Below are 22209 nucleotides of genomic sequence, written 5' to 3' on the forward strand. Positions count from 1 at the left end.
GCTATAGCGACGGGGCATGAGCGAAGCCAATGCCACGATACCGCGCGTCCTACCCGCCGATGCGCACGGCGTGGCAGAGGCCGTGGCTTTGCTGAAAAGCGGAAGTCCGGTCGCCCTGCCGACAGAGACTGTCTATGGCCTTGCCGCGCGTGCCGACGACGCGTCGGCGGTCGCGGCGATCTATGCGGCGAAGGGGCGGCCCGATTTCAATCCGTTGATCGTTCACGTCCCCGATATCGGGGCTGCGGCGCGGATCGCGGTTATCGACGATCGCGCACGGGCGCTGGCGGACCGGTTTTGGCCGGGCGCGCTGACGCTGGTGCTGCCCCTGCGGCAGGATGCGGCGTTGGCCCCGGCGGTGACGGCTGGGCTGCCCACAGTAGCGGTCCGCATACCAGCGCACCCGGTGATGCGCGCGGTGCTCACTGATTGTGGGCTGCCGCTTGCCGCGCCATCCGCCAATCGCAGCGGAGCGGTCAGCCCGACATGCGCCGCGCATGTTGCAGGGTCGCTTGCGGGCCGGATCGAACTTGTACTCGACGGCGGCGATACCGAACGGGGGCTTGAATCGACGATCATCGCGCTGCGGCCCGACGGTTGGCAAGTATTGCGCCCGGGTCCGGTGGCGGAGGCGCAGATCGCATCGGTGCTCGGTCCGCCGCTCTTGGACCAAACCGGAGCAATCGAAGCGCCGGGCCAGCTTGCCAGCCATTACGCGCCGGGAAAGCCGATTCGGCTCGCCGCGCATGACAGGGCGGAGGGAGAGTTCAGGATCGGCTTTGGCGCCGATGAAGGCGATTTCAATCTCTCGCCAACGGGTGACCTGATGGAGGCGGCGTCGCGGCTCTACGCAGCGCTCCACGCGGCCGCGGCAGCGCCGCAGGATCGTATCGCCGTCGTGCCCTTGCCGGGTGAGGGGATCGGCGAAGCCATTGCGGACAGGCTGCGCCGGGCCGCGGCCTGATTCCCGGCCTGGCCTATTCCTCGACCGGAAGGCTCGGCAGCAAGTCCGCGATTTCGGCATCGGTCTTGCGCGCTGCCTCGCACGCGTCTTCGTCACCTTCGTTGCAAAGCTTCATTTCCTTTGCCTGACGGCGCTCCAGCTTGCCGATCTGCTCCTCGCGCTTGCGAATCTCGCGCCCGCGCTTTTCGTCCGCTTCCGATTGGCTCGTCGTCGCCAGGTCCACCGCCTTGCTGGCAACCCGCACCGGCGCGGTCACGACATCGAGTGCGGTCTTGGCAAGACAACCGCCAAGCAGCGGACCGATCGCGATCAGCAGTACGGCAGCTTTGAAGACGGGTCGGCGCATGGTTCAATCCAATCCTGGAAATTCCATGCGCCGGATAACACCGTTCACATAACCGAGCGGTTAACCGCCGCAGGAATCACGATTCTTCGCAGACCAGCTTGCCGGAACCCATCGAATGAATCTCGCATTTCGCGCGACCGATCACGCGGACTTCGCCCGATCCCATGATATTGGCAGCGACGGTTCCATCGGACCGGAACTGGCCCTTGCCCGAACCGGCGATGTTGACTTCGGCCTTCTCGACCTGAAGATCCTTCATCTTCGCTTCGCCACTACCGGCAAGCGACAGGGTAAGTTTGCGGACCTTTCCGTCGACGCGAAATGTGCCCGAACCGGCGATGTTGATCTTGAGCTTGTCGATATCGACTGCGCCGCTGACCGCTGTGCCGCTGCCCGCAATGGTCACTTCGGCCTTGTCGGCAAGTCCTTGCGTCTCGACCCGGCCCGATCCGGCAACGACGATCGATTCCGGCGCCGGCATGGTGATCAGAACGGTCGCGTGTTCGCCCTTGGGTGCATCCTTGCTGCGCAGTATGCCAAGTGTGTCGCCCTTTAATGCAAAGCGCATGGCAGCGATCATCTCGTCCGATCCTTCGACGTCGATGGTCAGCGTCTCGCCCTGCTTCAGCTTGACCGTATCGGGACCCATGAGCGCGATCGTGGTCGGTGCCGCACCTGACGTGTCGAGTTCGGACAGCGGAACACCTTTTACGTCGCCGAAGGATACGTTTTCCGCATTGCAGCCGGTAAGGATGCCGCCGATCGCCAGTCCCGCGACAGCCGCAATCGCCTTGCCGATGCCGGGTAGCCGGATGTGAATGGACATTGTGTTACTCCCCATCTGTATTAACACAGTAATACACAGGGGTTATGGAGAGGACAAGGAGCAGGGCGCTGCCTTCGATCAACGTGCGACGCAATCCGACGAGCGACGCGACTTAAAGCGTCTGCTGAGGTTACTGGTAAGGCCGCATCATCAGGGCGCCACAAACGAAAGAGGCCGCCGGTTTCCCGACGGCCTCTTTTGCAGCGAAAAGCCTAGCCTGAAAGGATCAGGCGGCGGGCTGTTCGTAGTACTTGGGCGCATACTCGTTCAGAATCTCGAGGATCTTGGCGAGAGCGGCCGGTTCGTCGGTCTTTTCCATCGCGGCCAGTTCGCGTGCGAGGCGGCTGGATGCGGCTTCGAAGATCTGACGTTCCGAATAGGACTGTTCCGGCTGATCGTCGGCACGGAACAGGTCGCGGGTCACTTCGGCGATCGACACGAGGTCGCCCGAATTGATCTTCGCTTCGTATTCCTGGGCACGGCGCGACCACATCGTCCGCTTCACCTTGGGCTTGCTCTTCAGCACGTCCATGGATTCGCGCAGGGTCTTGTCCGACGACAGCTTGCGCATGCCGATGGATTCGACCTTGTTGAGCGGAACGCGCAGCGTCATCCGTTCTTTTTCAAACCGCAGCACATAAAGCTCGAGCTGCATGCCGGCAATTTCCTGACTTTGCAGTTCGATCACACGGCCAACGCCGTGCTTGGGGTAAACGACATAGTCTCCGACATCGAAGGCATTAGCCTTGGCAGTCATGCATTGTCCTTTCTAGGGCGCGAATGTTCCGCACGCCGCCTGCAACCGTTGGGGGTCGGCCACAAACCGGGCCGTAACCTTCCCCGTGCCGAAAAGTCCGGCCGGATTTCAGTTACGCCTGCGGGAAATACGCCTTTCCTGACGGGACCGGTCGACACGTCGTAGACCGGCTTGGCCAGCGTTTTACCATAATTTGACGTAAAATGCGAATCCTGAGTCGCGCACTCGCAACAAACGCACCAGATCATCGCAAAAGCGGGTCGGCCAATGCGATTCCGGGCGTGATTCGGACCAGATTACGTCCGTGCGCGGAGGGACTTAGTCGCCTTCGCCGGGCTCTGCCGAAAAGTACTTGTCGAACTTGCCCTCTTCGCCCTTGTGCTCGTCGGCGTCTTCGGGCGATTCACGTTTGACCGTGATATTCGGCCATTCGGCGGAATACTTGGTATTAAGCTCGAGCCAGTTTTCGAGGCCGCTTTCGGTGTCGGGAAGGATGGCTTCGGCCGGGCATTCGGGTTCGCACACGCCGCAGTCGATGCATTCGCTGGGATTGATCACCAGCATGTTCTCGCCTTCGTAAAAGCAGTCGACGGGGCATACCTCGACGCAGTCCATGTACTTGCAACGAATACAGGCATCGGTGACGACGTAGGTCATGACTCGTGACTTCCCTTCTCGTGGCGGCCACTCTTGGACCGTCCCTTGGCTGCTATGCACGCAGATTCGCTTCGTCAAGCGGTGCGCGCTTGTTGCGATCCACTCTCAATTTCACGATAGTGCTGGCGGGCTTCATCCGACCCGCTGCGCCGGTTCGGTAACATGAGCACCTCTATCACTCGCGCCGCCATGCCGTGCGGCATCGTGACGATATCACCGACGCCGATTTGTTGGGCGCAACGCACGATGCGTCGGCCGTTCACACGCAAATGGCCCTCGGCGACCAGATTCTGTGCCGCACCGCGTGTCTGTGAAAGCCGCAGCATCCACAGCAATCTATCGATGCGCTGGGTCTGCCGCGGCTCAGGCACCGGCTTCACCGGATAAGTCCCACAAGGCCAGCGAAGGGATTGCCTTCCGTGATCCGCACCTTGGCCTTTGGCGGTTGCATCGGCTCGGGCTTTGATCGGGGATACTCCTTCGTCCGCGGGGCGGGCGATGGCATGTTGCTGCGCGGACGCCACCGCCATAACGGCGGTTCCGGCGGGCCGAAGCGACCTTGCGTCATGGTTTGCGGTGTCCCTGCGACGAAACCGGCCTGGTGCAGCAATTCGGCATATGTTCGCGTCGTCAGGCCCATCGACAGGGCAAGGCTGGGGTCGAGCGCAAAACGTGGCGGCGATTCGTTGCGCTTGACGCGGCGGCGCGGTGCTCCACCCCAACGTTCGCGACGTTGATGCGCGGCATGCACCAGCCTTTCGACCAGATCCACGCGCACGAACTGTTCCCCGACCCGGCGATAGAACACAGGTGGCGCGCCCTCTGACGGCAAAGTGGCCGGAAGATCGGGGGCGACCGGTCGCGGCTTTGCGCCAGTTAACGCCGCCAGCTTCGCCCAATCGGCCAGCGGCGCGGCGCGCGCCATGGCGGGCACGAAAATGTCGAGCGCACCGACCTGCACGCCCAGCCTGCGCAACCGGTTCCTTTGCGCGGGATCCAGCGTTTCTATGCCCGAATCGCGGCGGGCCATGGCCCCGCCCGCATCGCGCAAAGCGATCAGCACGGCGCGTAGGTCGGGACCGCCCTCGGCTTCGTGTGCGGCGGCATCGATCCGCACCAATGGTTTCAGTCGCCGCCCGATGGCCCGCGCCAGCCATTCCTGCAGCGCCTTGCCGATTTTCTCGCGCAGGGGCGCCGCAAGCGACGCAAACCCGGCCTCGATCCGCACCTGCGGTTCGAGCAACCGGCGCCCCGGTTGCAACCGTGCGATGACCTGACCCTGCCAGCCGATCGCATCGGCTTCCCAGACCAGCGCCGCGCCATCCTGCGCGCAGTCGGCCAAAAGCTGGCTCGCGCGATCGTGAAGGATGCGCGGCAAATGCTTGTCCGCCGCCGCCAGCAGCAGTCGCCGCGTTTCCAGCCGCGCCTGCGGATCGACATCGAAACGGAACCCGTCGAGCCGCCCGATCTCCTCGCCGTCGACCAGCACTTCGCCCGCGTCGCCCACGGTCACCGGCAGCAACCCGGTATCGCCCAGCTTCTTCATCAGGACAGCGGTGCGGCGATTAACGAAACGTTCGGTCAACCGTTGGTGCAGCGCATCCGACAGCCTGGCTTCGACTGCGCGGGCGCGTTCGGCCATTTCCTGCGGGTCGCGGACCCAATCGGGCCGCTGCGCGATATAGGCCCAGCTGCGGATCGCGGCGATGCGGCCCTGCAACGTGTCGATGTCGCCCCGGGCATCGTCGAGGTGGGCGATCATGCCCGACACGTAATCGTGGCCTAACCTCCCAGTGCCGGTCGACAGGTCATCCCACAACCGCGCCACGAAGCGAGCATGGTTTTCCGATCCCAGCGAACGGAAGTCGGGCAACGAACAGGTTTCCCAGAACCGGCCGACCATCGCCTTGCCCCGCGCGCGTTCGCGAACTTTCGGATCGTCGGCCAGGATGCGCGCCACGGCAAGGTCGATGGCCTCTGGCGCAGGAGCCAGCGCGGGTTCGCCGGGCGGCGCCTCCAGATCTGCGATCAGCGCGTCGACGCTGTCCAGCCGGGGGCGCGCGTCGCGCCACATCAGCTTGTCGATCGGCGGAAAGATATGCTCCTCGATCGCATAGACTTCGTCCTCGGTGAATTCCGATCCCCGGTCGCCGCCGCTTGCTCCGCCCGTCAGCGTGCCGAAGGTGCCGTCTTTCTGATGCCGCCCTGCACGACCCGCGATCTGCGCCATTTCCGCGACGGTAAGGCGGCGGCGGCGATGGCCGTCGAACTTTGCCAGTCCCGCGAACGCGACGTGCGCCACATCGAGGTTCAGGCCCATGCCGATGGCATCGGTCGCAACGAGATAGTCGACCTCACCCGATTGAAACAATTCGACCTGCGCATTGCGGGTCTGCGGCGAAAGCGCGCCCATGACGACCGCCGCGCCGCCGCGAAAACGCCGCAACATTTCGGCCACGGTGTAGACCTGCTCCGCACTGAAAGCGACGATTGCGCTGCGCGGCGGCAGGCGTGACAGTTTCAGCGAACCGGCATGGCTCAGCGTGGAAAAACGGGGGCGAGAAATAATCTCCGCCTCTGGCACCAGCGCCTCTACCATCGGGGTGAGCGCGGTGGAGCCCAGGATCATCGTTTCGTCCCGCCCCCGCGCATTCAGCAACCGGTCGGTAAAGACATGCCCGCGTTCCGGATCTGCACCCAGTTGCGCTTCGTCCAGCGCGACGAAGGACAAGTCGGCGTCGCGGTCCATCGCTTCGACCGTGCAGAGTTTCCAGCGCGCATTGGGGGGATCGATCCGTTCTTCGCCCGTAATCAGCGCGACGTTGTCCCGCCCCTTGATCGCGACGACACGGTCATAGACCTCTCTTGCCAGCAGGCGCAGCGGAAAGCCGATCTGGCCGCTCGAATGGGCGCACAATCGCTCTACCGCGAGGTGGGTCTTGCCGGTGTTGGTGGGGCCGAGCACGGCCTTCACCAAACCGCCATCTGATACAGGGCGTGGCATGGTCATCCCAATTTGGCAGCGGGGTGCCCGACCTGCAAGATGGGCAAGCATGGTCATCACCGACCCGTTCGTCGCAGCCACGCGGCAGCTCGTCGCGCAACCCTGTTGAAGCAGGGGTTTGGCAACTTTGCCTGAGGCAAGTTTTCGTCCAGTCAGCCACCGGTGTCGCGCGCCATGGGATCGACGCGCGCATTCCGCATTTTAAACAAGGGGTAGGGCGCTGGACGCAGTCCGCATCCAAAATCCGGCAAACGGGCAGAAACCGGCGAACGGAATTACGAGAGGCGCGGCCGACGAGGTCGAGAAGCGCGACCTTGCGACCGTGGTGCGCCAATTCGGCCTGAAAAAGGGCGAGGAAGAGCCGTGGGTTACCGACCTGGCACAGGGGATCGGATCGCCCCGCTGGTATCGCAGCCTTGCCTTCATGCTTGTGCTTATCGCGCTGGCGCTGGCGCTTTGGCCTGACTTTTCCGCAGTGCAGGCCGCGCCCGACACGCGATTTTCGGACGAGGAGCGCGAGGAATACCGCGCCCAGATGATCACCCCGCTCGCGCTGGGCGCCGATACCGGCAGGCGCATGGGACCAAGCCGGCTGGTCGTGCCGCTGGCCAGTGCGCCCGAACGCCCCGTCGTCGAAATGACGGCGACACTGGGCGGCGACGGATCTCTTGATTCTATGCTGCGCCGTGCGGGCGTCGGCGCGAACGATGCCGCACGGGTTCAGGAGCTGATCGGCGGCACATTCCCTGTGGCCGACATCGAATCGGGCACCGGTTTCCAGCTGCGGCTCGGCCGCCGCGAATCGCCGAGCCAGCCGCGCCCGCTCGAAAACCTGACTTTCCGTGCGCGGTTCGACCTGCAACTGACGGTGGAGCGCGACGGCGGGCCGCTGGCGTTGCAAAAACGGGTCATCCGCGTCGACGATACCCCGCTGCGCATTACGGGCAAGGTCGGCTCCGGGCTTTATCGTTCGGCCCGCGCGGCAGGCGTTCCGTCGCGTTCGGTGCAACAATATCTCAAAGCGCTGGACGAGGCGATCGACCTTGATCGTTCGATGGGCGGCGACGACGAATTCGACGTCATCATCGAATACAAGCGGGCCGAAACCGGAGAGGTCGAAGTCGGCGATGTGCTTTATGCCGGGCTGTCGCGGCGCGGTACGCCAAAGGCGCAGATGCTGCGTTGGGGAAAGAACGGCAAGTTTTTCGACGCCAACGGCGCGGGCGAAATGCGCACCGGGCTGGTCGCACCGACCAATGGCGCGATCACGTCGCGTTATGGCATGCGGCGGCACCCGATCCTGAACTACAAACGCATGCACGCGGGCGTCGATTTCCGCGCCCGCACCGGCCAGCCGATTTATGCGGTGAGCGATGGCTCGGTCAATTACGCCGGGCGTCATGGCGGACACGGCAATTACATCAGGATCAACCACGGCGGCGGCTTGCAGTCCGCCTATGCGCACCTGTCGCGGTTTGCCGTATCGAACGGGCAGCGCGTCCGGCGCGGGCAGGTCATCGGCTATGCCGGGTCCACCGGCCTGTCGACCGGGCCGCACCTTCATTACGAACTTTATCGCGGCGGTCGGTCGATCGACCCGCTGTCGGTGCAGTTCGTCGTGCGGGCGCAGCTTTCCGACGCCGAATTGCGCCAGTTCCGCGCAAGACTGATGGAACTGAAGAAGGTGAAGCCCGGCGCAGCGCTCGAACAACTCGCACCCGCCAAGGCCGACGCGGCAGAGCCGCAGCGCGAGATTGACCGCCTGTCCAACGCCGCCTGATCCGCGCAACTGGCCCCTTCCATATTCGGGGCAAAACGGGCAGGAGGCGGGGCATGAGCCAGTATCCGCATCTCCGCCTTCGCCGAACCCGCGCCACGGCCTGGAGCCGGGCGATGTACCGCGAAACCGTACTTACCCCCGCCGATCTGATCTGGCCGCTGTTCGTGACCGAAGGGCAGGGGGTGGAAGAACCGATCGGATCGCTTCCCGGCGTATCGCGCTGGTCGTTGGACGGCATCGTGGCCCGCGCGAAAGAAGCGGTGGCGCTGGGCATTCCGTGCGTCGCGCTGTTCCCCAACACGCCCGCTCAACTGCGCGACGATACCGGGAGCGAGGCGCATAACCCGCAGAACCTGATGTGCAACGCGATCCGGGCGATCAAGGATGCGTTGGGCGATGACATCGGTGTGCTGACCGATGTCGCGCTCGATCCCTATACCAGCCACGGGCAGGACGGGTTGCTCGACGATGCCGGTTATGTCGCCAACGATGCGACGGTCGACGCCTTGGTGGGCCAGGCTCTGGTTCAGGCAGCGGCAGGCGCGGACATCGTCGCCCCGTCGGACATGATGGACGGCCGCATCGCCGCGGTGCGAGAAGCGCTGGAGGACGAAGGTCACCACAACGTCCAGATCATGGCCTATGCCGCCAAATACGCGAGCGCGTTCTACGGCCCGTTCCGCGATGCGGTCGGTTCGCGCGGGCTGCTCAAAGGCGACAAGAAGACCTATCAGATGGATCCGGCCAACGGCGCGGAAGCGCTGCGCGAGGTGGAACTGGACATCATGGAAGGCGCCGACAGCGTCATGGTGAAGCCGGGGCTGCCCTATCTCGACATCGTGCGCCGCGTGCACGAGGAATTCGACGTGCCTGTCTTCGCCTATCAGGTCAGCGGCGAATACGCGATGATCGAGGCGGCGGTCGCCGCAGGTGTCGGCGACCGCGATGCTCTGGTTCTCGAAACGCTCACTGCTTTCAAGCGCGCGGGCGCAAGCGGAGTGCTGACCTATCACGCGCCATTGGCGGCAAAGCTGCTGAATGGCTGACACCGTCGCCGAGACTGCGCGACTGATCCTGCGCACATGGCGCGAAAGCGACTTTGCGGACTGGTCGGCGCATCTAAACACGCCCGAAGTGCGCGTGCATCTTGGCGGGGTGCTTTCGGATGACCGGGCGCGAGAGGTCTTTACCCGATTGCTGGCGACGTGGGATCGCGAAGGGCACGGATTTCTCGCCATCGAACGCAAGGCGGACGGCGCGTTGATCGGGTCGTGCGGGACGGGTCCGATCGATACTGAAACGGCGCCCCCGGAACTGCGCGGCGGGTACGAGGTCGGTTACTCGCTGCGCGCCGATGCCCGCGGGCAGGGCCATGCAACCGAAGCGGCTACGGCCATTGTCGAGATGATATTCGAACGGTTCGACCAGCCCGTCGCCTATGCCCAGACATCGCAGGCGAATCGAGGGTCGTGGCGCGTGATGCAGCGGCTGGGCATGACCCGGCGCGCCGATCTCGACTATGACGATCCAGCCTATGAGGCCGAGGAAAATCCGACGATGGTATGGAGCCTTGCGCGCGAGGATCGGGCGGCATGAGGTTGGAAACCGCGCGGCTGATACTGCGCGACTGGCGCGACGAGGATCTCGCGCCCTTTCTTCTGCACACCAATACTCCTGCGGTCATGCGATGGCTGGGCGGGGTGATGGACGAGGCAACCTGCGCAACCATTGTCGGCAAGTTGCGCAGCTGGGCAGACGAATACGGGCACACGTTCTGGGCGGTACAGCGCAATGACGACGGCGGTCACTTGGCCGGTGAGATCATCGGTTTTTGCGGGTTGAAGCGTGCCGACCTGCCAACGGGGCCGCAGGGCGACTTCGAAATCGGCTGGAGGCTGCGTGAAGATGCGTGGGGCATGGGCTTTGCCAGGGAAGCTGCGCAGGCGACGCTTGCGGCTGCATTCGGGACATTCGATGCGCCGCATGTCGTTGCTTTCACTGTCGCGGAAAACACGCCGAGCTGGGGCCTGATGGAACGGCTTGGCATGGCGCGGCGCAAGGATCTCGACTTCATCCTCGAACCCACGGGACGGTTCGAGCGCGAAGACATCATCGTATATGCCATCACGCAAGAGGACTGGGAGAAACAGGCATGAGCCGGAACGACATCACTATCGCCGGAATCCACGGCAAGAGCCCCCGGATCCACGACAGCGCCTTTATCGCGCCGGGATGCCGTATCATCGGCGATGTCGAAATCGGCCCGGACGTGAGCATCTGGTACAACTGTGTCATCCGTGGCGACGTGAACCGCATCGTCATCGGCGCGCGCACCAATATCCAGGACGGGTCCGTCGTCCATTGCGACAGCCCCAAACCGTCGGAACCCGATGGCTGGCCGACGATCATCGGCGAAGACGTGCTGATCGGCCATCTTGCTATGGTGCACGGCTGCAATCTGCACGACCGCGCATTCGTGGGCCTTGGCGCCATCGTCATGAGCGGGGCCACGATCGAAAGCGACGGGATGCTGGCGGCAGGCGCGATGTTGACCGGGGGCAGGACCATCGGCGCGCGTCAGCTCTGGGCGGGACGCCCGGCGAAATTCCTGCGCGATCTGAACGAAGCGCAGTGTGCCGACATGCAGGTCGGCGTGGCGCACTATGTCGAAAACGGCCACGCGCATAAGGCTGCCTTGGCGGAATGATCACGCGCCGATGGGCAAGCCGAAAGCAAATTTGCCGTCAGCCGATTCGCTGCGCGCGCTGATTGACGAGCGGGGTCTGCTGGCCTTGCGGGTCACGCCCAATGCGGCGACCGATGCGCTGGCCATAGAGAATGGTCAATTGCGCGCCCGGGTTACCGCCGTGCCCGAGGATGGGCGCGCCAACAAGGCGGTGATCGCGCTGCTCGGAAAGGCGATGGGCATCGCGCCTGCGCGGATCGAACTGGTGCGCGGCGCCACCGCGCGCGACAAGGTTTTGCGGATAGAGGGTTAGGCGGCCACGTTTCGTGCCATGCCGCGCGCCATGCCGGTCAGGCGATCGGACAACTGCGCGGCAAGATCGCGGTCGGCAATGTCGCTTTCGGCGATCGCGCGCGCCATCGCATCGGCCCACTGGTTCGCGGTTTCGGCATCGATCGCAAAGCCGCCGTGAACGGAAAACATGCATCGGCCCGGATTGGCGTCGAACCATTCGCGTGGTCCACCCGCCCAACCGCCCAGGAAGCTGGCCAGCGCTTCTCGCATGGGGGCCAGATCGTCGCCGTGCATCGCGCGCAGCGGGCCATAGCTGGGCTCGCTTTCCATGAGGTCGTAGAACCGGTCGACGATGGCGCGAAACGTCGCTGCGCCGCCCAATGCTTCGTACGGCGATCTGGGTGCAGGCCTGGCGTCGGCTTCGGTCATGGGAAATCGGGCCTCTCTCGGTTGAATTATATCGGTGACGGTGCCCGATGCCCGACTGAGCGGCCATTTGTCCTTGATATCTGTCAATTGTCGGGCGGCAAGCCCTTGATATGCAGCGGTCAGGGTGGGAAGCCCGGTCGCAGCAGCCATCCGGGCAGCCTTGAAGGGTCGCATCCTTGTCCATCATGACGATCGCCGGGACGCGTCCGGAAATCATCAAGCTCGTGCCTGTCGTGCACGCCTTACACCGCGAAGACGGGGTCGACGTTCGCGTCTGCCATAGCGGGCAGCATGTCGATCTGGGGCGAGAGATCCTGAATGCGGCGGGCATCGTGCCCGAAGAAATGCTGGAACGGCCCGATGCGGCCGATGTCGCGGATCTGCTGGCCGGATTGGTCGTAAAGGTCGGCGCGGCGATCGACCGGCAAAGGCCTGACGCGGTCGTGGTGCAGGGCGATACGGCAACTTCGCTGGCCGGCGCGCTGGCCGCATTTCACCGCCAGATCCCGGTTGCCCATGTCGAAGCGGGCCTGCGTTCGGGCGACCTGTCGCGCCCATGGCCGGAAGAAGGATATCGCAAGCTCATAGCCACTATCGCCCGCCGGCACTTTGCGCCGACAGGGGCGGCACGGGACGCCTTGCTGGCGGAGGGGGTCGCGGCGGACACCATCCACATGGTAGGCAACACCGTGGTCGATGCGCTGCATTGGGCGGATGGTCGGATCGACGCGGACCCGACGCTTGGCCGTGCCGCAGAACCGTTGAGCGAAGCGGCGGAGGGCAGGGCATTGGTGCTGGCGACGATCCACCGGCGCGAAACGGGGCCAGACGCGTTGAAGGCAATCGCGGCGGGATTGCTGGCTATGGTGGAGCGGGAAGACGTCCATCTCGTCCTGCCGTTGCATCCGCGTCCGCAAAGTCAGGTTTTGCGCGAATTGTTGGGTGGTCAGGCTCGTATATCGCTCTCATCGGCGGTCGATTATTTTGCCTTCGTGCGGCTGATGCGCGCGGCGCGGCTGATCGTGTCCGACAGCGGCGGGATTCAGGAAGAAGCGACCGCCATGGGCCGCCCCGTGCTCGTGCTGCGCGAAACGACCGAACGGCCCGAAGCGGTGATGGCGGGCACCGCAAAGATCGTCGGCCATGATGCCGATGCCCTGTTCGCCGCCGCACGCCTGGCGCTGGCGCAGCCGATGCCCGGCCCCAACGATGTATTTGGCGACGGCCATGCGGGTCGGCGCATTGCCCAAAGGCTGGCGCGCGATCTGATAAACCCAAACCGCTGATCTAGTCGCGGATCATGGCCCTCAGCGTTGCGATCAGGTCCGCTTCGTGCGCGGGCTTGTCCTCGCGGATGCGGTTGATGCGCGGGAAACGCATCGCAACGCCCGATTTGTGGCGCTTGCTTTCGTGAACCGAATCGAATGCAACTTCCAGCACCAGCGACTTGTCGGTTTCGCGCACCGGGCCGAAGCGGTTGACGGTATTCTGCCGCACATGCCGGTCCAGCCATTTCAGTTCGTCGTCGGTGAACCCGAAATAGGCCTTGCCCACCGGCAAAAGTTCGCCGCCATTGTCGGGATCGCCGTCCCAGCAGCCGAAGGTGAAGTCTGAGTAAAAGCTCGACCGTTTGCCCGACCCACGCTGTGCATACATCAGCACACAATCGATCAGCAGCGGATTGCGTTTCCATTTGTACCACAGCCCGGTCCGCCGTCCCGAGACATAGGGCGCGTCGCGGCGCTTCAGCATAACACCTTCGATCGCATCGTCGCGCGCGCCTTCGCGGATTGCGGCGAGCGCCTCGAAACTGTCCGCCTCGATCAGTCGGGACAGGTCGAATCGTTCGGGATCAAGCCGTTCCATCAGCAGTTCGAGATGTTCGCGCCGCGTCGCCCAGCCAAGCTCGCGCAGATCCTCGCCATCGCGCAACAAGACGTCGTAGAGCCGAACGAAGGCGGGGGCCTCCTTCAGCATTTTCTTCGACACTGTCTTGCGACCCAATCGCTGTTGCAGTGCGTTGAAACTGGCCGCGCCACCTTGCGTCCTGTCGTTGTCTTCCCCGCCCTGGTGCGATCCGCGAACGAGCAGTTCACCGTCGAGCACAGCGGGAAAGTCGAGCGCCTGCGCCATTTCGGGGAAAGTTGCGGAAATGTCATCGCCCGACCGCGAATAGACGCGGGTGTCGCCATTCACATGGACAAGCTGCACCCGGATGCCATCCCATTTCCATTCGGCTGCATAGTCGTCCATCGACACCACCGTTTCGTCCAGCGGGTGGGCCAGCATGAACGGTCGGAACAGTGGCACAAGATCGGTGCGCGGCGGCGGCGCGCCATCGGCGGCCCATGCAAACAGCGTAGGATAGGGCGGATCGACGCCGTGCCAATACTCCTCCACCTCGTCCACCGACACGTCGAACGCCTGCGCAAAGGCGACGCGCGCCAGCCGGGCGGACACGCCGATGCGCATCGCCCCGGTCGCGAATTTCAACAGGGCATAGCGCCCGTTGCCATCCAGCCGGTCTAGCAATCGGGGCAGATCGCTCATCACCGAACTGCGGGTCATGGCACGCAGCAGGTCGACGACTTCTGACAGGCTGGGCTCGTCAGCCTGCGACTGGTCGTCCGGCGCGGGCCACAACAGGCTGGCTGTCTCCGCCGTGTCGCCGACATAATCGCGGCTCAGCGCATAAAGCACCGGGTCGACGCGCTCGGTCAGCAGATTGCGGATCGTGCTGCTTTTCACCGCCGGAAAGTCCAGCGCCCCGGTCAGCGCCGCCAGTGCCCAGCCACGGTCGGGATCGGGCGTCGCACGCAGGTAATCGGCGATCAGGTCGAGCTTCGCATTGCGGCTGTTGGTATAAGTCAGTCGGTCGACCAGCATGGCGAAGGCGCGCATCAGTCGTCCCCCGCCTGAATCACCCCCGCCTCAGTCATCCCCGCCTCAGTCATCTTCGTCCTCGTAACCGACCATGGCGAGCGCGCGCGCTCGCCGCTGATTCAGCTGGCACCAGCGCAGCAGCGCTTCCTCGCGCCCATGCGTTACCCATGTTTCGGCGGGATTAACCTCTCGGATCGTTTGCGTCAGTTCGTCCCAGTCGCAGTGGTCAGATATGACCAGCGGCAATTCGACATTTCGTTGCCGCGCGCGCTGGCGCACTTTCATCCATCCACTGGCCATCGCGGTGACCGGATCGGGCAGTCGGCGGCTCCACCTGTCGTTCAGCGCCGATGGCGGGCACAGCACGATCTGGCCCTTGAGTTCGTCTTTCTTCAACCCGGTCGCGCTGCGCAATTCGCCCAGCGGCACACCCAGTTCTTCGTACAGCGCGCACATCTTTTCCAGCGCGCCATGCAGATAAATCGGATCGTGATAACCCGCCCGGCGCAGTTCGGCGATCACCCGCTGTGCCTTGCCCAGCGCATATGCGCCCACCGCGACGCAACCGTCTGGTCGTTGGGCCCGCGCGTCGAGCAGCTTTTGCATTTCTTCGCCGATCGACGGGTGGCGGAACACCGGCAGCCCGAACGTTGCCTCTGTAATGAAAACATCGCAGCGCACGACTTCGAACGGTTCGCACGTCGGATCGAACCGCCGCTTGTAGTCGCCGGTTACGACCACCCGTTCGCCCGCCCGTTCCAGAAGGATCTGCGCCGAACCCAGTACATGCCCCGCGGGATAATATGTCGCCGTCACGCCCGAACCCAGTTCGACCGGTTCGCGCATCGGCACGGTCACGTCATGGCCCGCCCCGCCATAGCGCAGGTTCATGATCGCAATCGTTTCGCGAGTCGCGAAAACCTTGCCATGCCCGCCGCGCGCATGGTCGGCATGACCGTGGGTGACCAACGCCGTTTGCACCGGCTTCGACGGGTCGATCCATGCATTGCACGGCTCCACGAAAATGCCGTGGGGGTCGGGTTTTATCCACGAAAAGTCGGGTGCGGAGCGGAAGGCCATCGTGCTTCAAGAACCAGCAGCACCGCCAGTTCGTTCCGCCCCGTTTTTGCGCCGCATTCCATCACTGCATCATACGCCGGATTCGTCCTTGCCAGCGGGGCGGGCCGGGAGCATAGTTTTTCAGATGCGCGAAATCGTGTTCGATACCGAAACCACCGGCCTTGATCCCCGCTCCGGGGATCGCCTCGTCGAAATTGGCTGCGTCGAAATGGTGAACAAGGTCGCCACAGGCCGCGTCTATCATGAATATTTCAATCCCGATCGCGACATGCCCGCAGAGGCGGAGGCCGTCCATGGCTTGTCCGCCACGTTCCTGTCCGACAAGCCTCGCTTTGCCGAAAAGGTGGGGGACTTCCTCGATTTCATCGGGGATGCGCCGCTGGTCGCGCACAACGCGGGGTTCGATTTTGGATTCATGAATGCGGAACTGGCCATGTGCGGCCTCGACGCTATTTGCACCAGCCGCATGGTCGATACCGTCCGCATCGCGAAGAAAAAGCACCCCGGCGCGAAAGTATCACTCGATGCGCTATGCACCCGTTACGGCATCGACCGCAGCCACCGCACCAAGCATGGCGCATTGCTCGACGCCGAACTGCTTGCCCAGCTTTATGTCGAACTGAGCGGCGGGCGGCAGATCGGGCTGGAACTGGCGGTCGACAACACCGCCTCGCCCGATATCCAGTTCAGCAACACGATCGTGATCCGGCGCGAATTCCGCCCGGCTCGTCCCCACATGGCAAGCGCCGCGGAAATCGAGCGGCACCGGGCCTTTATCGCGACGTTGAAAGATCCCATCTGGGATGCAGGAAAGGTCGCAGGCTGATTGCCGAAAAGCATCAGGCTCCGGCCCTTTCGGGCAAGATGAAAAGAAAAGGAGTTGTCGATGGATATTCGCGTTTCCGGTCACCAGGTCGATACGGGTGCAGCCCTTCAGGATCACGCGTCCGACAGACTCAACGGAATCGTCGACAAGTATTTCAATCGGGCGCTGTCCTCTCAGGTAACCTTGGGTAAGGGTCCGCACGAAAGCTTCACGGTCGATATCGTCACCCACGTCATGCAGGGCCTGATCCTGAAGGGCCATGGCGAAGCGCAGGACGCGCACCAGGCGCTCGACAAGGCGGCGGAGAAGATCGACAAGCAATTGCGCCGCTACAAGCGCCGGTTGAAGGATCGCCATTCTCAGGTCGAACATTCGCTGAAGGAAGAAGCTGCGGCCTACACCGTGTTTTCGCCAATGGCGGAGGACGAAACCGACGAATTGAACGAGGCTGACGCGCCGCCGATCATTGCCGAGACGCGGACCGATATTCCCGAAACTTCGGTGTCGGACGCAGTTATGATGCTCGACTTGCGCGACACGCCGGCGCTTTTCTTCAAAAATGCTGGCACCGGTCGGCATAATATGGTGTATCGCCGCACTGACGGAACGATCGGCTGGGTCGAACCCTCACTTTAAAAAGCCTGCTGGACGCGTCGCTCGCGAAGGTCTTCTCCAAGGGGAAGTGCAGGCTGACCATCGGTTTTTGCGAATCAGGGAGATGAATTCGCAAAGCGCGTGACAGGACGGGGCGCAAAATCCCTGTCCCGTCTCGCGTATGACCGATCCCATCCGGACCTGTGGTGACAGCAGGCCGGAAGACGAAGGCTTGAGAGACCGATCAGGAAATGAGCGCGCTGTACACTCTCGACCCCGCTGCGGTGGGGACCGGCAACGCCCTGTCCAAAAGCGAAGTGCTGGTCGCGCTGGCGGACCGCTTTGCCACGGTTTACGATCTTGATGCCGCCACGGTGCTCGAAGCGCTCGAAGAACGCGAGCGGCTGGGCAGCACCGGTTTCGGGCGCGGCGTCGCCATTCCCCACGCGCGGATACCGGGACTTCGTCGTCCGATCTGCGCGGTGCTGCGATTGAATGCCCCGGTGAGCTTCGATGCGGCGGACGGCTTGCCCGTCGACCTTGCATTTGGCCTGCTGTCGCCGGACCAATCGGGCGCGGCCCATCTTCACGCTCTTGCTGCCATATCACGGATGATGCGCGACGATCGCCTGCGCGACCGACTGGCCGAAGCGCAGAGCGATGAAACCGTCTATGCACTCCTCACCAGCGATTCGGGTCGCACCGCGGCCTGATCGACGTTACGCGCGGTATATTGCGTCGGGCCGCTCGTGCCGGGCAATCGCGTAGATTGAGGGAGAGTGCGATGAGTGTCGAGGACAGCACAGGGGTCGCAACTGGCGCGGCGCTTCACTGGCGGGCACTGGAATCGCTTTATGCCTCCGCGCCGGTAAATCGCACCTTCGCCTCTCGGCTGGAAATACCGGCCGAAGGAAGGTCGCGGATCACGTTCGATGTCGACGAAAACGTGTTCCATGCCGCCGGCGCCGCTCATGGAACGATCTATTTCAAGATGCTCGACGATGCCGCGTTCTATGCGGCGAACACGATGGTTTCGGATCGTTTCCTGCTGACGACATCGTTCAACCTGCATTTTTCCCGCCCGATTCGCGGTGGCCGCATCGTGGCCGAAGGGCGGTGGATCAGTGGGCATCGCCGCGTACTGGTGGGCGAGGCGCGGCTGCTCGACGAAGACGGTGAAGAGGTGGGGCGCGGTACGGGCACGTTCATGCGGTCGCAGATCGCGCTGTCGGGCCTTCCCGGCTATCGCGTGCCGGATCGGACATGACGGACGCCCGTTTGCCCGCACATTTGGAGGTCGGGGCGATGATTCGCGCGGTCGAAGCCTCCGGAGGGTTCGCCACAGTGCTTAAAAAAGGTGAGCGCGAGGCGGGGTCGATCCTTGTCATAACATGCGAAAAGGGACGTGATTCAACGCTTTACGAGCGGATGCCCGACCTTGATGAGGGACGGAGATGGACTGAAATCAGACGGCAAGATCCTGAAAATCCCTTTGATTTCAACGACTACGTTGAAAAACGCGGACGCCAGGATCGTGATTGCTGGGTGGTTGAGCTGGATATCGCAAATGCAACACAGTTCATCCCGGGAATGACTTAAAAATCAGGTTACCGCTGTTGACACTTTTACGCCACAATTGCAGAGGCGCCAGCGAAGACGAGCGTGGGCAGTCGTCGCGTGCATTAAGGCACGTGTGGCAAGCGCGCAGACGGGGAACAACCGGCAGCGTCATTTCGAAGAACGTCTAAAGACAGTCGGGATCGGCTGTCAGTTCATCGAAAACGCTGTGACTGGTGTTCACCGCACTCGAACGAACAATGATGCGCCGTAAGGTAAAAAGCGCCAGCGTATTTTCGCTGGTCGCGACCCTGGGGGTCACACTGCTTGGAACGGACGGTTCCAGCGCCATGGCGGAAGCCACCGTAGCAATGCCCGAAGCGGCTGCTGCTACGACTCTTGAAACCCTAGCCGCCACGGACTCGAATTCCGTGAAGTCGGCAAACGCGGGTTCCACCAAAACCTTCATTTCACAACCGGTCGTGCAGCCGCTCCCCGTGGTCGAGCCGGCAGTCGCCGGTACGCCTCGTGCGGGGGCATCGCTTGCTGAACTGGTCGCGGACGAACCGGTTCCGGGCAAACTCGACGAACAGTTGCGCTGCCTCGCCGGAGCGATTTATTTCGAGTCCAAGGGCGAACCCCTTGCCGGTCAGCTCGCCGTGGGACGCGTCATCGTCGCGCGCGCCGAATCAGGCCGCTTTCCGTCCAGCTATTGCGGCGTCGTCTATCAGCGGTCGCAATTCTCGTTCGTCCGCGGTGGCAAGATGCCGTCGATCAATACGTCGAGCAACGCGTGGCAGAAAGCCAAGAAGTTGGCGATGATTGCGCACGAAGGCGCATGGGAAAGTGCAGCCGAAGGCGCATTGTTCTTCCACGCGCGCTATGTCTCGCCGCGCTGGAAAAATCGCATGACTCGGCTTGCCCAGATCGACAACCATATATTCTATCGTTAAAGTGGGAAGTGGAACGCGAACGCGCAAATCCCCCAAGTGCGCGCGTGAGCGGAAAGGCCGCCGGATTCCCCCAATCCGGCGGCCTTTCGACTCCACGAGTACCTGACGCTTAGTCGCGAACTTCGATCCAGACCGGAACGTGATCGCTCGCTTTTTCGCGACCGCGATATTCTTTGTCTATTCCGCATGATAGCAGGCGATCGGCCAAATCGGGCGACAGCAGTGCATGATCGATGCGAAAACCATGATCGCGCTGCCACGCACCCGCCTGATAATCCCAGAACGTCCACATGCCGCCGCGCGGATTGTGCAAATCGATCGCATCGATCCACCCATCGTGCAGCAGCCGGAAATAGGCATTGCGCGATTCGGGTTGCATCAAGGCATCGGCTGCCATGGCGTCGGGCGACCAGACATCCTTGTCTTCGGGAATGACGTTGAAATCGCCGATTACGACCGCAGGGATCTCCGCGGCGAACAATTCGGCCATGCGTGTCCGCAACCGCTGCATCCACGCCAGCTTGTAATCGAATTTCGGTCCCGGCACCGGATTCCCGTTGGGGAGGTAGATGCACACGACCCGCACACCCTTCACATCAGCTTCGATATAGCGGGAATGCGCATCTTCGTCATCGCCCGGCAGCCCGCGCATCACTTCGTGCGGCGCGTCCTCTCCGCGTTGGAGAATGGCGACGCCGTTGAAGCCTTTCTGGCCGTGCCAGATCGCGCGATAGCCGATTTCGTGAAAGGCATCGCCGGGAAAGGTTTCGTCGCTCGACTTGATTTCCTGAAGGCAGGCGACGTCCGGCTTCGTTTCGTCGAGCCATTCCAGCAGGCGTGGCATGCGCGCCTTGACGCCGTTGATGTTGAAGCTGGCGATCTTCACAAAAGCGGACTCATGCCGCTCAGATCGAAAAGCTGGAGCCGCAACCGCATCCGGCGGCGGCGTTGGGATTTTCCACCTTGAAAGCCGCGCCGCCAAGCGATTCGACGAAATCGACCGTGCTGCCGCGGACGAGATCGAGGCTGACGGGATCGACGACCAGTTTCACACCATCGCGTTCCACCACGACATCGTCGCCTTCGATTTCGCTGACCAGATCGAAGCGATATTGAAACCCCGAACAACCCCCGCCTTCCACGGCAAGACGCAGGGCGGCATCGCGACCCTGCTTCGCCGCGATGGCGGCGACGCGACCGGCGGCAGATGGGCTAAGGTTGATCGGTTGTTCCATGGTCATCGAGATAGGGCGCGCAGGGGCGCGGGGCAAGGCACTGTCCCCGCAGGATGGCGAAAGCCGCGATCAGGCGCTGTAAATGTAATCGCGCAGCGCCTTCGCCTCGTGCTCAATCTCGTCGATCCGCGCCTTGACCAGATCGCCGATCGAAACGAAGCCGACCATCCGGTCATTTTCCACCACGGGCAGGTGCCGGATGCGGCGGCGGGTCATGAGCGCGAGCGCCTGGTTTTCGCTGGTATCCGCGGTCACGGTCACGGCAGGCGAGGTCATCACCGCATCCAGTTTCAGCGCCAGCGCGTCGCCTCCATGAACCTTTAGACAGCGGATCACGTCGCGTTCCGAAAAGATGCCGACGACCCTGCCGTCCGGATCGGTGACCGGCATCGCGCCGATCCGGCGTTCTGTCAGCAGTTCCACCGCATCTGCCATGGTGGTGTCCTGGGAACAGGTGATGATCTCGCCTTTCCGACTCGCGATGATCCTGGCGATGCTCATGGTCCCGTCTCCAAACAGCTGTGCCGCCCCCGTCGCGGCGTTTGACCGCATCATGATGCCAGAAGCAGGGGCGACTTGCCAGCGCGCGCGCAGGGGTTCATTGACGCGAAATCATGACGCGCCACTCGCCCCTCGACGATCCGCAGACCGCTGCCCATGCATGGGCGCGCTATCGCTGGCTGATGAAGCTGATGTTCGGGATCACGAGCGTGTCGGTCGTGATTGCGATGGCATTCTTGTACTGGCGCAACGGTTTCGTTTCGATCCATCTTTACATCGCGACCGCATTGGGCGTGACGGCAGCGATGATGCTGATGGCGGCTTTGATGGGGCTGGTTTTCCTGTCCAGTGGGACCGGCCATGACGAAGCGATCGAAGACAGGCTGGGCGACGAGGCCCGCGACGCCTGGGACAAGCTTTCCTGATCTTACTTTTGGTCTAGATTTCCGCCAGTTCATCAGGGACGGTGAGCCGGAATTCTTCCACCGGTTCGCCGCCGATCAGGTGCTGCTGGATGATCCGTTCGAGCACATCTGGCGTACACGAATGGTACCAGATTCCTTCGGGATAGACGACCGCGAGCGGGCCGGCGATGCACAGGCGCAGGCAATTGGCCTTGGTCCGCATCACCCCGCCCGATCGATCGAGACCAAGCTCGGCCAACCTGCGTTTCAGATAGTCCCAGCTTTCGAGCCCCTGCTTTTTCGGGCAGCACTTCGGCTTGGCCTGGTCCGCGCAAAGGAAGATGTGCCGCTGAAACGCCGAGCCGCCGCCCATCACCGCAAGCTCAGCCCGTGCGCGCTTCAGCTTTTCCCGTCCGGAAACTTCTTCCATCGG

At 63.1% G+C, this 22209-nt stretch carries 28 protein-coding genes; 15 read left to right on the forward strand and 13 right to left on the reverse strand.

What is annotated here, in order from left to right:
• Window positions 1–16 precede the first annotated feature (16 nt).
• Entirely contained in the window at window positions 17–964 is a 948-nt protein-coding gene (locus EKN06_RS07265) for an L-threonylcarbamoyladenylate synthase (protein WP_127612227.1), read from the forward strand.
• 13 nt (window positions 965–977) lie between these two features.
• Here EKN06_RS07265 and EKN06_RS07270 read toward each other — a convergent pair whose 3' ends face one another.
• The 6 genes from EKN06_RS07270 to EKN06_RS07295 form a co-directional block, all read right to left on the reverse strand.
• A complete protein-coding gene (locus EKN06_RS07270) occupies window positions 978–1310 on the reverse strand; it encodes a hypothetical protein (RefSeq protein ID WP_127612228.1) in 333 nt (110 codons plus the stop codon).
• Between the two features lie 76 nt (window positions 1311–1386).
• On the reverse strand, window positions 1387–2136 hold the full coding sequence (locus tag EKN06_RS07275) for a head GIN domain-containing protein (RefSeq protein WP_164843984.1): 750 nt from the start codon (window positions 2134–2136) through the stop codon (window positions 1387–1389).
• A 226-nt stretch (window positions 2137–2362) separates the two neighbouring features.
• Complete coding sequence (locus tag EKN06_RS07280; protein WP_127612230.1) at window positions 2363–2893, reverse strand: CarD family transcriptional regulator; 531 nt, start codon at window positions 2891–2893, stop codon at window positions 2363–2365.
• A gap of 318 nt (window positions 2894–3211) precedes the next feature.
• The gene (fdxA, locus tag EKN06_RS07285; protein ID WP_127612231.1) at window positions 3212–3550 is read right to left on the reverse strand and encodes a ferredoxin FdxA; all 339 of its coding nucleotides are present in this window, start codon (window positions 3548–3550) and stop codon (window positions 3212–3214) included.
• 74 nt (window positions 3551–3624) lie between these two features.
• A complete protein-coding gene (locus tag EKN06_RS07290) occupies window positions 3625–3930 on the reverse strand; it encodes a S4 domain-containing protein (RefSeq protein WP_205693852.1) in 306 nt (101 codons plus the stop codon).
• The gene (locus tag EKN06_RS07295; RefSeq protein ID WP_240654661.1) at window positions 3927–6554 is read right to left on the reverse strand and encodes a helicase-related protein; all 2628 of its coding nucleotides are present in this window, start codon (window positions 6552–6554) and stop codon (window positions 3927–3929) included. The genes EKN06_RS07290 and EKN06_RS07295 overlap by 4 nt, the downstream gene beginning before the upstream one ends.
• Before the next feature lie 325 nt (window positions 6555–6879).
• On the opposite strand from EKN06_RS07295, the gene EKN06_RS07300 reads away from it, so the two are divergent.
• From EKN06_RS07300 to EKN06_RS07325, 6 genes are read left to right on the forward strand one after another with little or no spacing between them, the layout of a single operon-like run.
• Entirely contained in the window at window positions 6880–8334 is a 1455-nt protein-coding gene (locus EKN06_RS07300) for a M23 family metallopeptidase (protein WP_127612234.1), read from the forward strand.
• Between the two features lie 53 nt (window positions 8335–8387).
• On the forward strand, window positions 8388–9380 hold the full coding sequence (gene hemB / locus EKN06_RS07305; RefSeq protein ID WP_127612235.1) for a porphobilinogen synthase: 993 nt from the start codon (window positions 8388–8390) through the stop codon (window positions 9378–9380).
• Window positions 9373–9930 carry a GNAT family N-acetyltransferase gene (locus EKN06_RS07310; protein ID WP_127612236.1) on the forward strand — a complete coding sequence of 186 codons (558 nt, stop codon included), beginning with the start codon at window positions 9373–9375 and terminating at the stop codon, window positions 9928–9930. The genes hemB and EKN06_RS07310 overlap by 8 nt, the downstream gene beginning before the upstream one ends.
• On the forward strand, window positions 9927–10490 hold the full coding sequence (locus tag EKN06_RS07315; RefSeq protein WP_127612237.1) for a GNAT family N-acetyltransferase: 564 nt from the start codon (window positions 9927–9929) through the stop codon (window positions 10488–10490). Before EKN06_RS07310 ends, EKN06_RS07315 begins: the two co-directional genes overlap by 4 nt.
• Window positions 10487–11041 carry a gamma carbonic anhydrase family protein gene (locus EKN06_RS07320; RefSeq protein WP_127612238.1) on the forward strand — a complete coding sequence of 185 codons (555 nt, stop codon included), beginning with the start codon at window positions 10487–10489 and terminating at the stop codon, window positions 11039–11041. The genes EKN06_RS07315 and EKN06_RS07320 overlap by 4 nt, the downstream gene beginning before the upstream one ends.
• Window positions 11042–11051: 10 nt before the next feature.
• On the forward strand, window positions 11052–11333 hold the full coding sequence (locus EKN06_RS07325; RefSeq protein WP_127612239.1) for a DUF167 domain-containing protein: 282 nt from the start codon (window positions 11052–11054) through the stop codon (window positions 11331–11333).
• On the opposite strand, the gene EKN06_RS07330 is transcribed toward EKN06_RS07325, so the two are convergent.
• The gene (locus EKN06_RS07330) at window positions 11330–11743 is read right to left on the reverse strand and encodes a group II truncated hemoglobin (protein WP_127612240.1); all 414 of its coding nucleotides are present in this window, start codon (window positions 11741–11743) and stop codon (window positions 11330–11332) included. The two genes, EKN06_RS07325 and EKN06_RS07330, sit on opposite strands and share 4 nt — an antisense overlap.
• Window positions 11744–11928: 185 nt before the next feature.
• Between EKN06_RS07330 and wecB the strand changes: the two genes are divergently transcribed.
• Window positions 11929–13029, forward strand: a complete 1101-nt coding sequence (gene wecB, locus EKN06_RS07335) for a non-hydrolyzing UDP-N-acetylglucosamine 2-epimerase (protein ID WP_127612390.1) — start codon at window positions 11929–11931, stop codon at window positions 13027–13029.
• A 1-nt stretch (window position 13030) separates the two neighbouring features.
• Here the strand turns inward: wecB and EKN06_RS07340 are convergent, their stop codons facing one another.
• Together EKN06_RS07340 and EKN06_RS07345 are read right to left on the reverse strand one after the other, a co-directional pair.
• Window positions 13031–14644 (reverse strand): cisplatin damage response ATP-dependent DNA ligase, encoded by a 1614-nt coding sequence (locus tag EKN06_RS07340; protein WP_127612241.1) that lies wholly within the window; start codon window positions 14642–14644, stop codon window positions 13031–13033.
• Window positions 14645–14689: 45 nt separating this feature from the next.
• Complete coding sequence (locus tag EKN06_RS07345; protein ID WP_127612242.1) at window positions 14690–15706, reverse strand: ligase-associated DNA damage response exonuclease; 1017 nt, start codon at window positions 15704–15706, stop codon at window positions 14690–14692.
• Between the two features lie 124 nt (window positions 15707–15830).
• Here EKN06_RS07345 and dnaQ point away from each other — a divergent pair, with 124 nt between their 5' ends.
• The 6 genes from dnaQ to EKN06_RS07375 all read left to right on the forward strand — a co-directional run bounded on the left by dnaQ (window position 15831) and on the right by EKN06_RS07375 (window position 19636).
• Entirely contained in the window at window positions 15831–16532 is a 702-nt protein-coding gene (dnaQ, locus tag EKN06_RS07350; RefSeq protein WP_127612243.1) for a DNA polymerase III subunit epsilon, read from the forward strand.
• A 60-nt stretch (window positions 16533–16592) separates the two neighbouring features.
• Window positions 16593–17168 (forward strand): ribosome hibernation-promoting factor, HPF/YfiA family, encoded by a 576-nt coding sequence (gene hpf, locus EKN06_RS07355; protein WP_127612244.1) that lies wholly within the window; start codon window positions 16593–16595, stop codon window positions 17166–17168.
• A gap of 209 nt (window positions 17169–17377) precedes the next feature.
• Window positions 17378–17839: a PTS sugar transporter subunit IIA gene (locus EKN06_RS07360; protein WP_127612245.1), complete on the forward strand. Its 462-nt coding sequence runs from the start codon at window positions 17378–17380 to the stop codon at window positions 17837–17839.
• Window positions 17840–17910: 71 nt separating this feature from the next.
• Window positions 17911–18393: a PaaI family thioesterase gene (locus EKN06_RS07365; protein WP_127612246.1), complete on the forward strand. Its 483-nt coding sequence runs from the start codon at window positions 17911–17913 to the stop codon at window positions 18391–18393.
• The gene (locus tag EKN06_RS07370; RefSeq protein WP_127612247.1) at window positions 18390–18725 is read left to right on the forward strand and encodes a DUF1491 family protein; all 336 of its coding nucleotides are present in this window, start codon (window positions 18390–18392) and stop codon (window positions 18723–18725) included. Before EKN06_RS07365 ends, EKN06_RS07370 begins: the two co-directional genes overlap by 4 nt.
• Before the next feature lie 194 nt (window positions 18726–18919).
• Entirely contained in the window at window positions 18920–19636 is a 717-nt protein-coding gene (locus tag EKN06_RS07375; RefSeq protein ID WP_338068076.1) for a cell wall hydrolase, read from the forward strand.
• Window positions 19637–19745: 109 nt separating this feature from the next.
• Here EKN06_RS07375 and xth read toward each other — a convergent pair whose 3' ends face one another.
• From xth to EKN06_RS07390, 3 genes are all read right to left on the reverse strand, one after another.
• Entirely contained in the window at window positions 19746–20522 is a 777-nt protein-coding gene (gene xth / locus EKN06_RS07380; RefSeq protein ID WP_127612249.1) for an exodeoxyribonuclease III, read from the reverse strand.
• A 19-nt stretch (window positions 20523–20541) separates the two neighbouring features.
• A complete protein-coding gene (gene erpA, locus EKN06_RS07385) occupies window positions 20542–20871 on the reverse strand; it encodes an iron-sulfur cluster insertion protein ErpA (protein ID WP_127612250.1) in 330 nt (109 codons plus the stop codon).
• 69 nt (window positions 20872–20940) lie between these two features.
• Entirely contained in the window at window positions 20941–21372 is a 432-nt protein-coding gene (locus EKN06_RS07390) for a CBS domain-containing protein (RefSeq protein WP_127612251.1), read from the reverse strand.
• A 113-nt stretch (window positions 21373–21485) separates the two neighbouring features.
• Between EKN06_RS07390 and EKN06_RS07395 the strand changes: the two genes are divergently transcribed.
• Window positions 21486–21797, forward strand: a complete 312-nt coding sequence (locus tag EKN06_RS07395; RefSeq protein WP_127612252.1) for a hypothetical protein — start codon at window positions 21486–21488, stop codon at window positions 21795–21797.
• Window positions 21798–21810: 13 nt separating this feature from the next.
• On the opposite strand, the gene EKN06_RS07400 is transcribed toward EKN06_RS07395, so the two are convergent.
• Window positions 21811–22206, reverse strand: a complete 396-nt coding sequence (locus EKN06_RS07400; RefSeq protein WP_127612253.1) for a (2Fe-2S) ferredoxin domain-containing protein — start codon at window positions 22204–22206, stop codon at window positions 21811–21813.
• Window positions 22207–22209: the final 3 nt, after the last annotated feature.

The sequence above is a fragment of the Croceicoccus ponticola genome (genome assembly GCF_004004515.1).
Lineage (GTDB): Bacteria > Pseudomonadota > Alphaproteobacteria > Sphingomonadales > Sphingomonadaceae > Croceicoccus > Croceicoccus ponticola.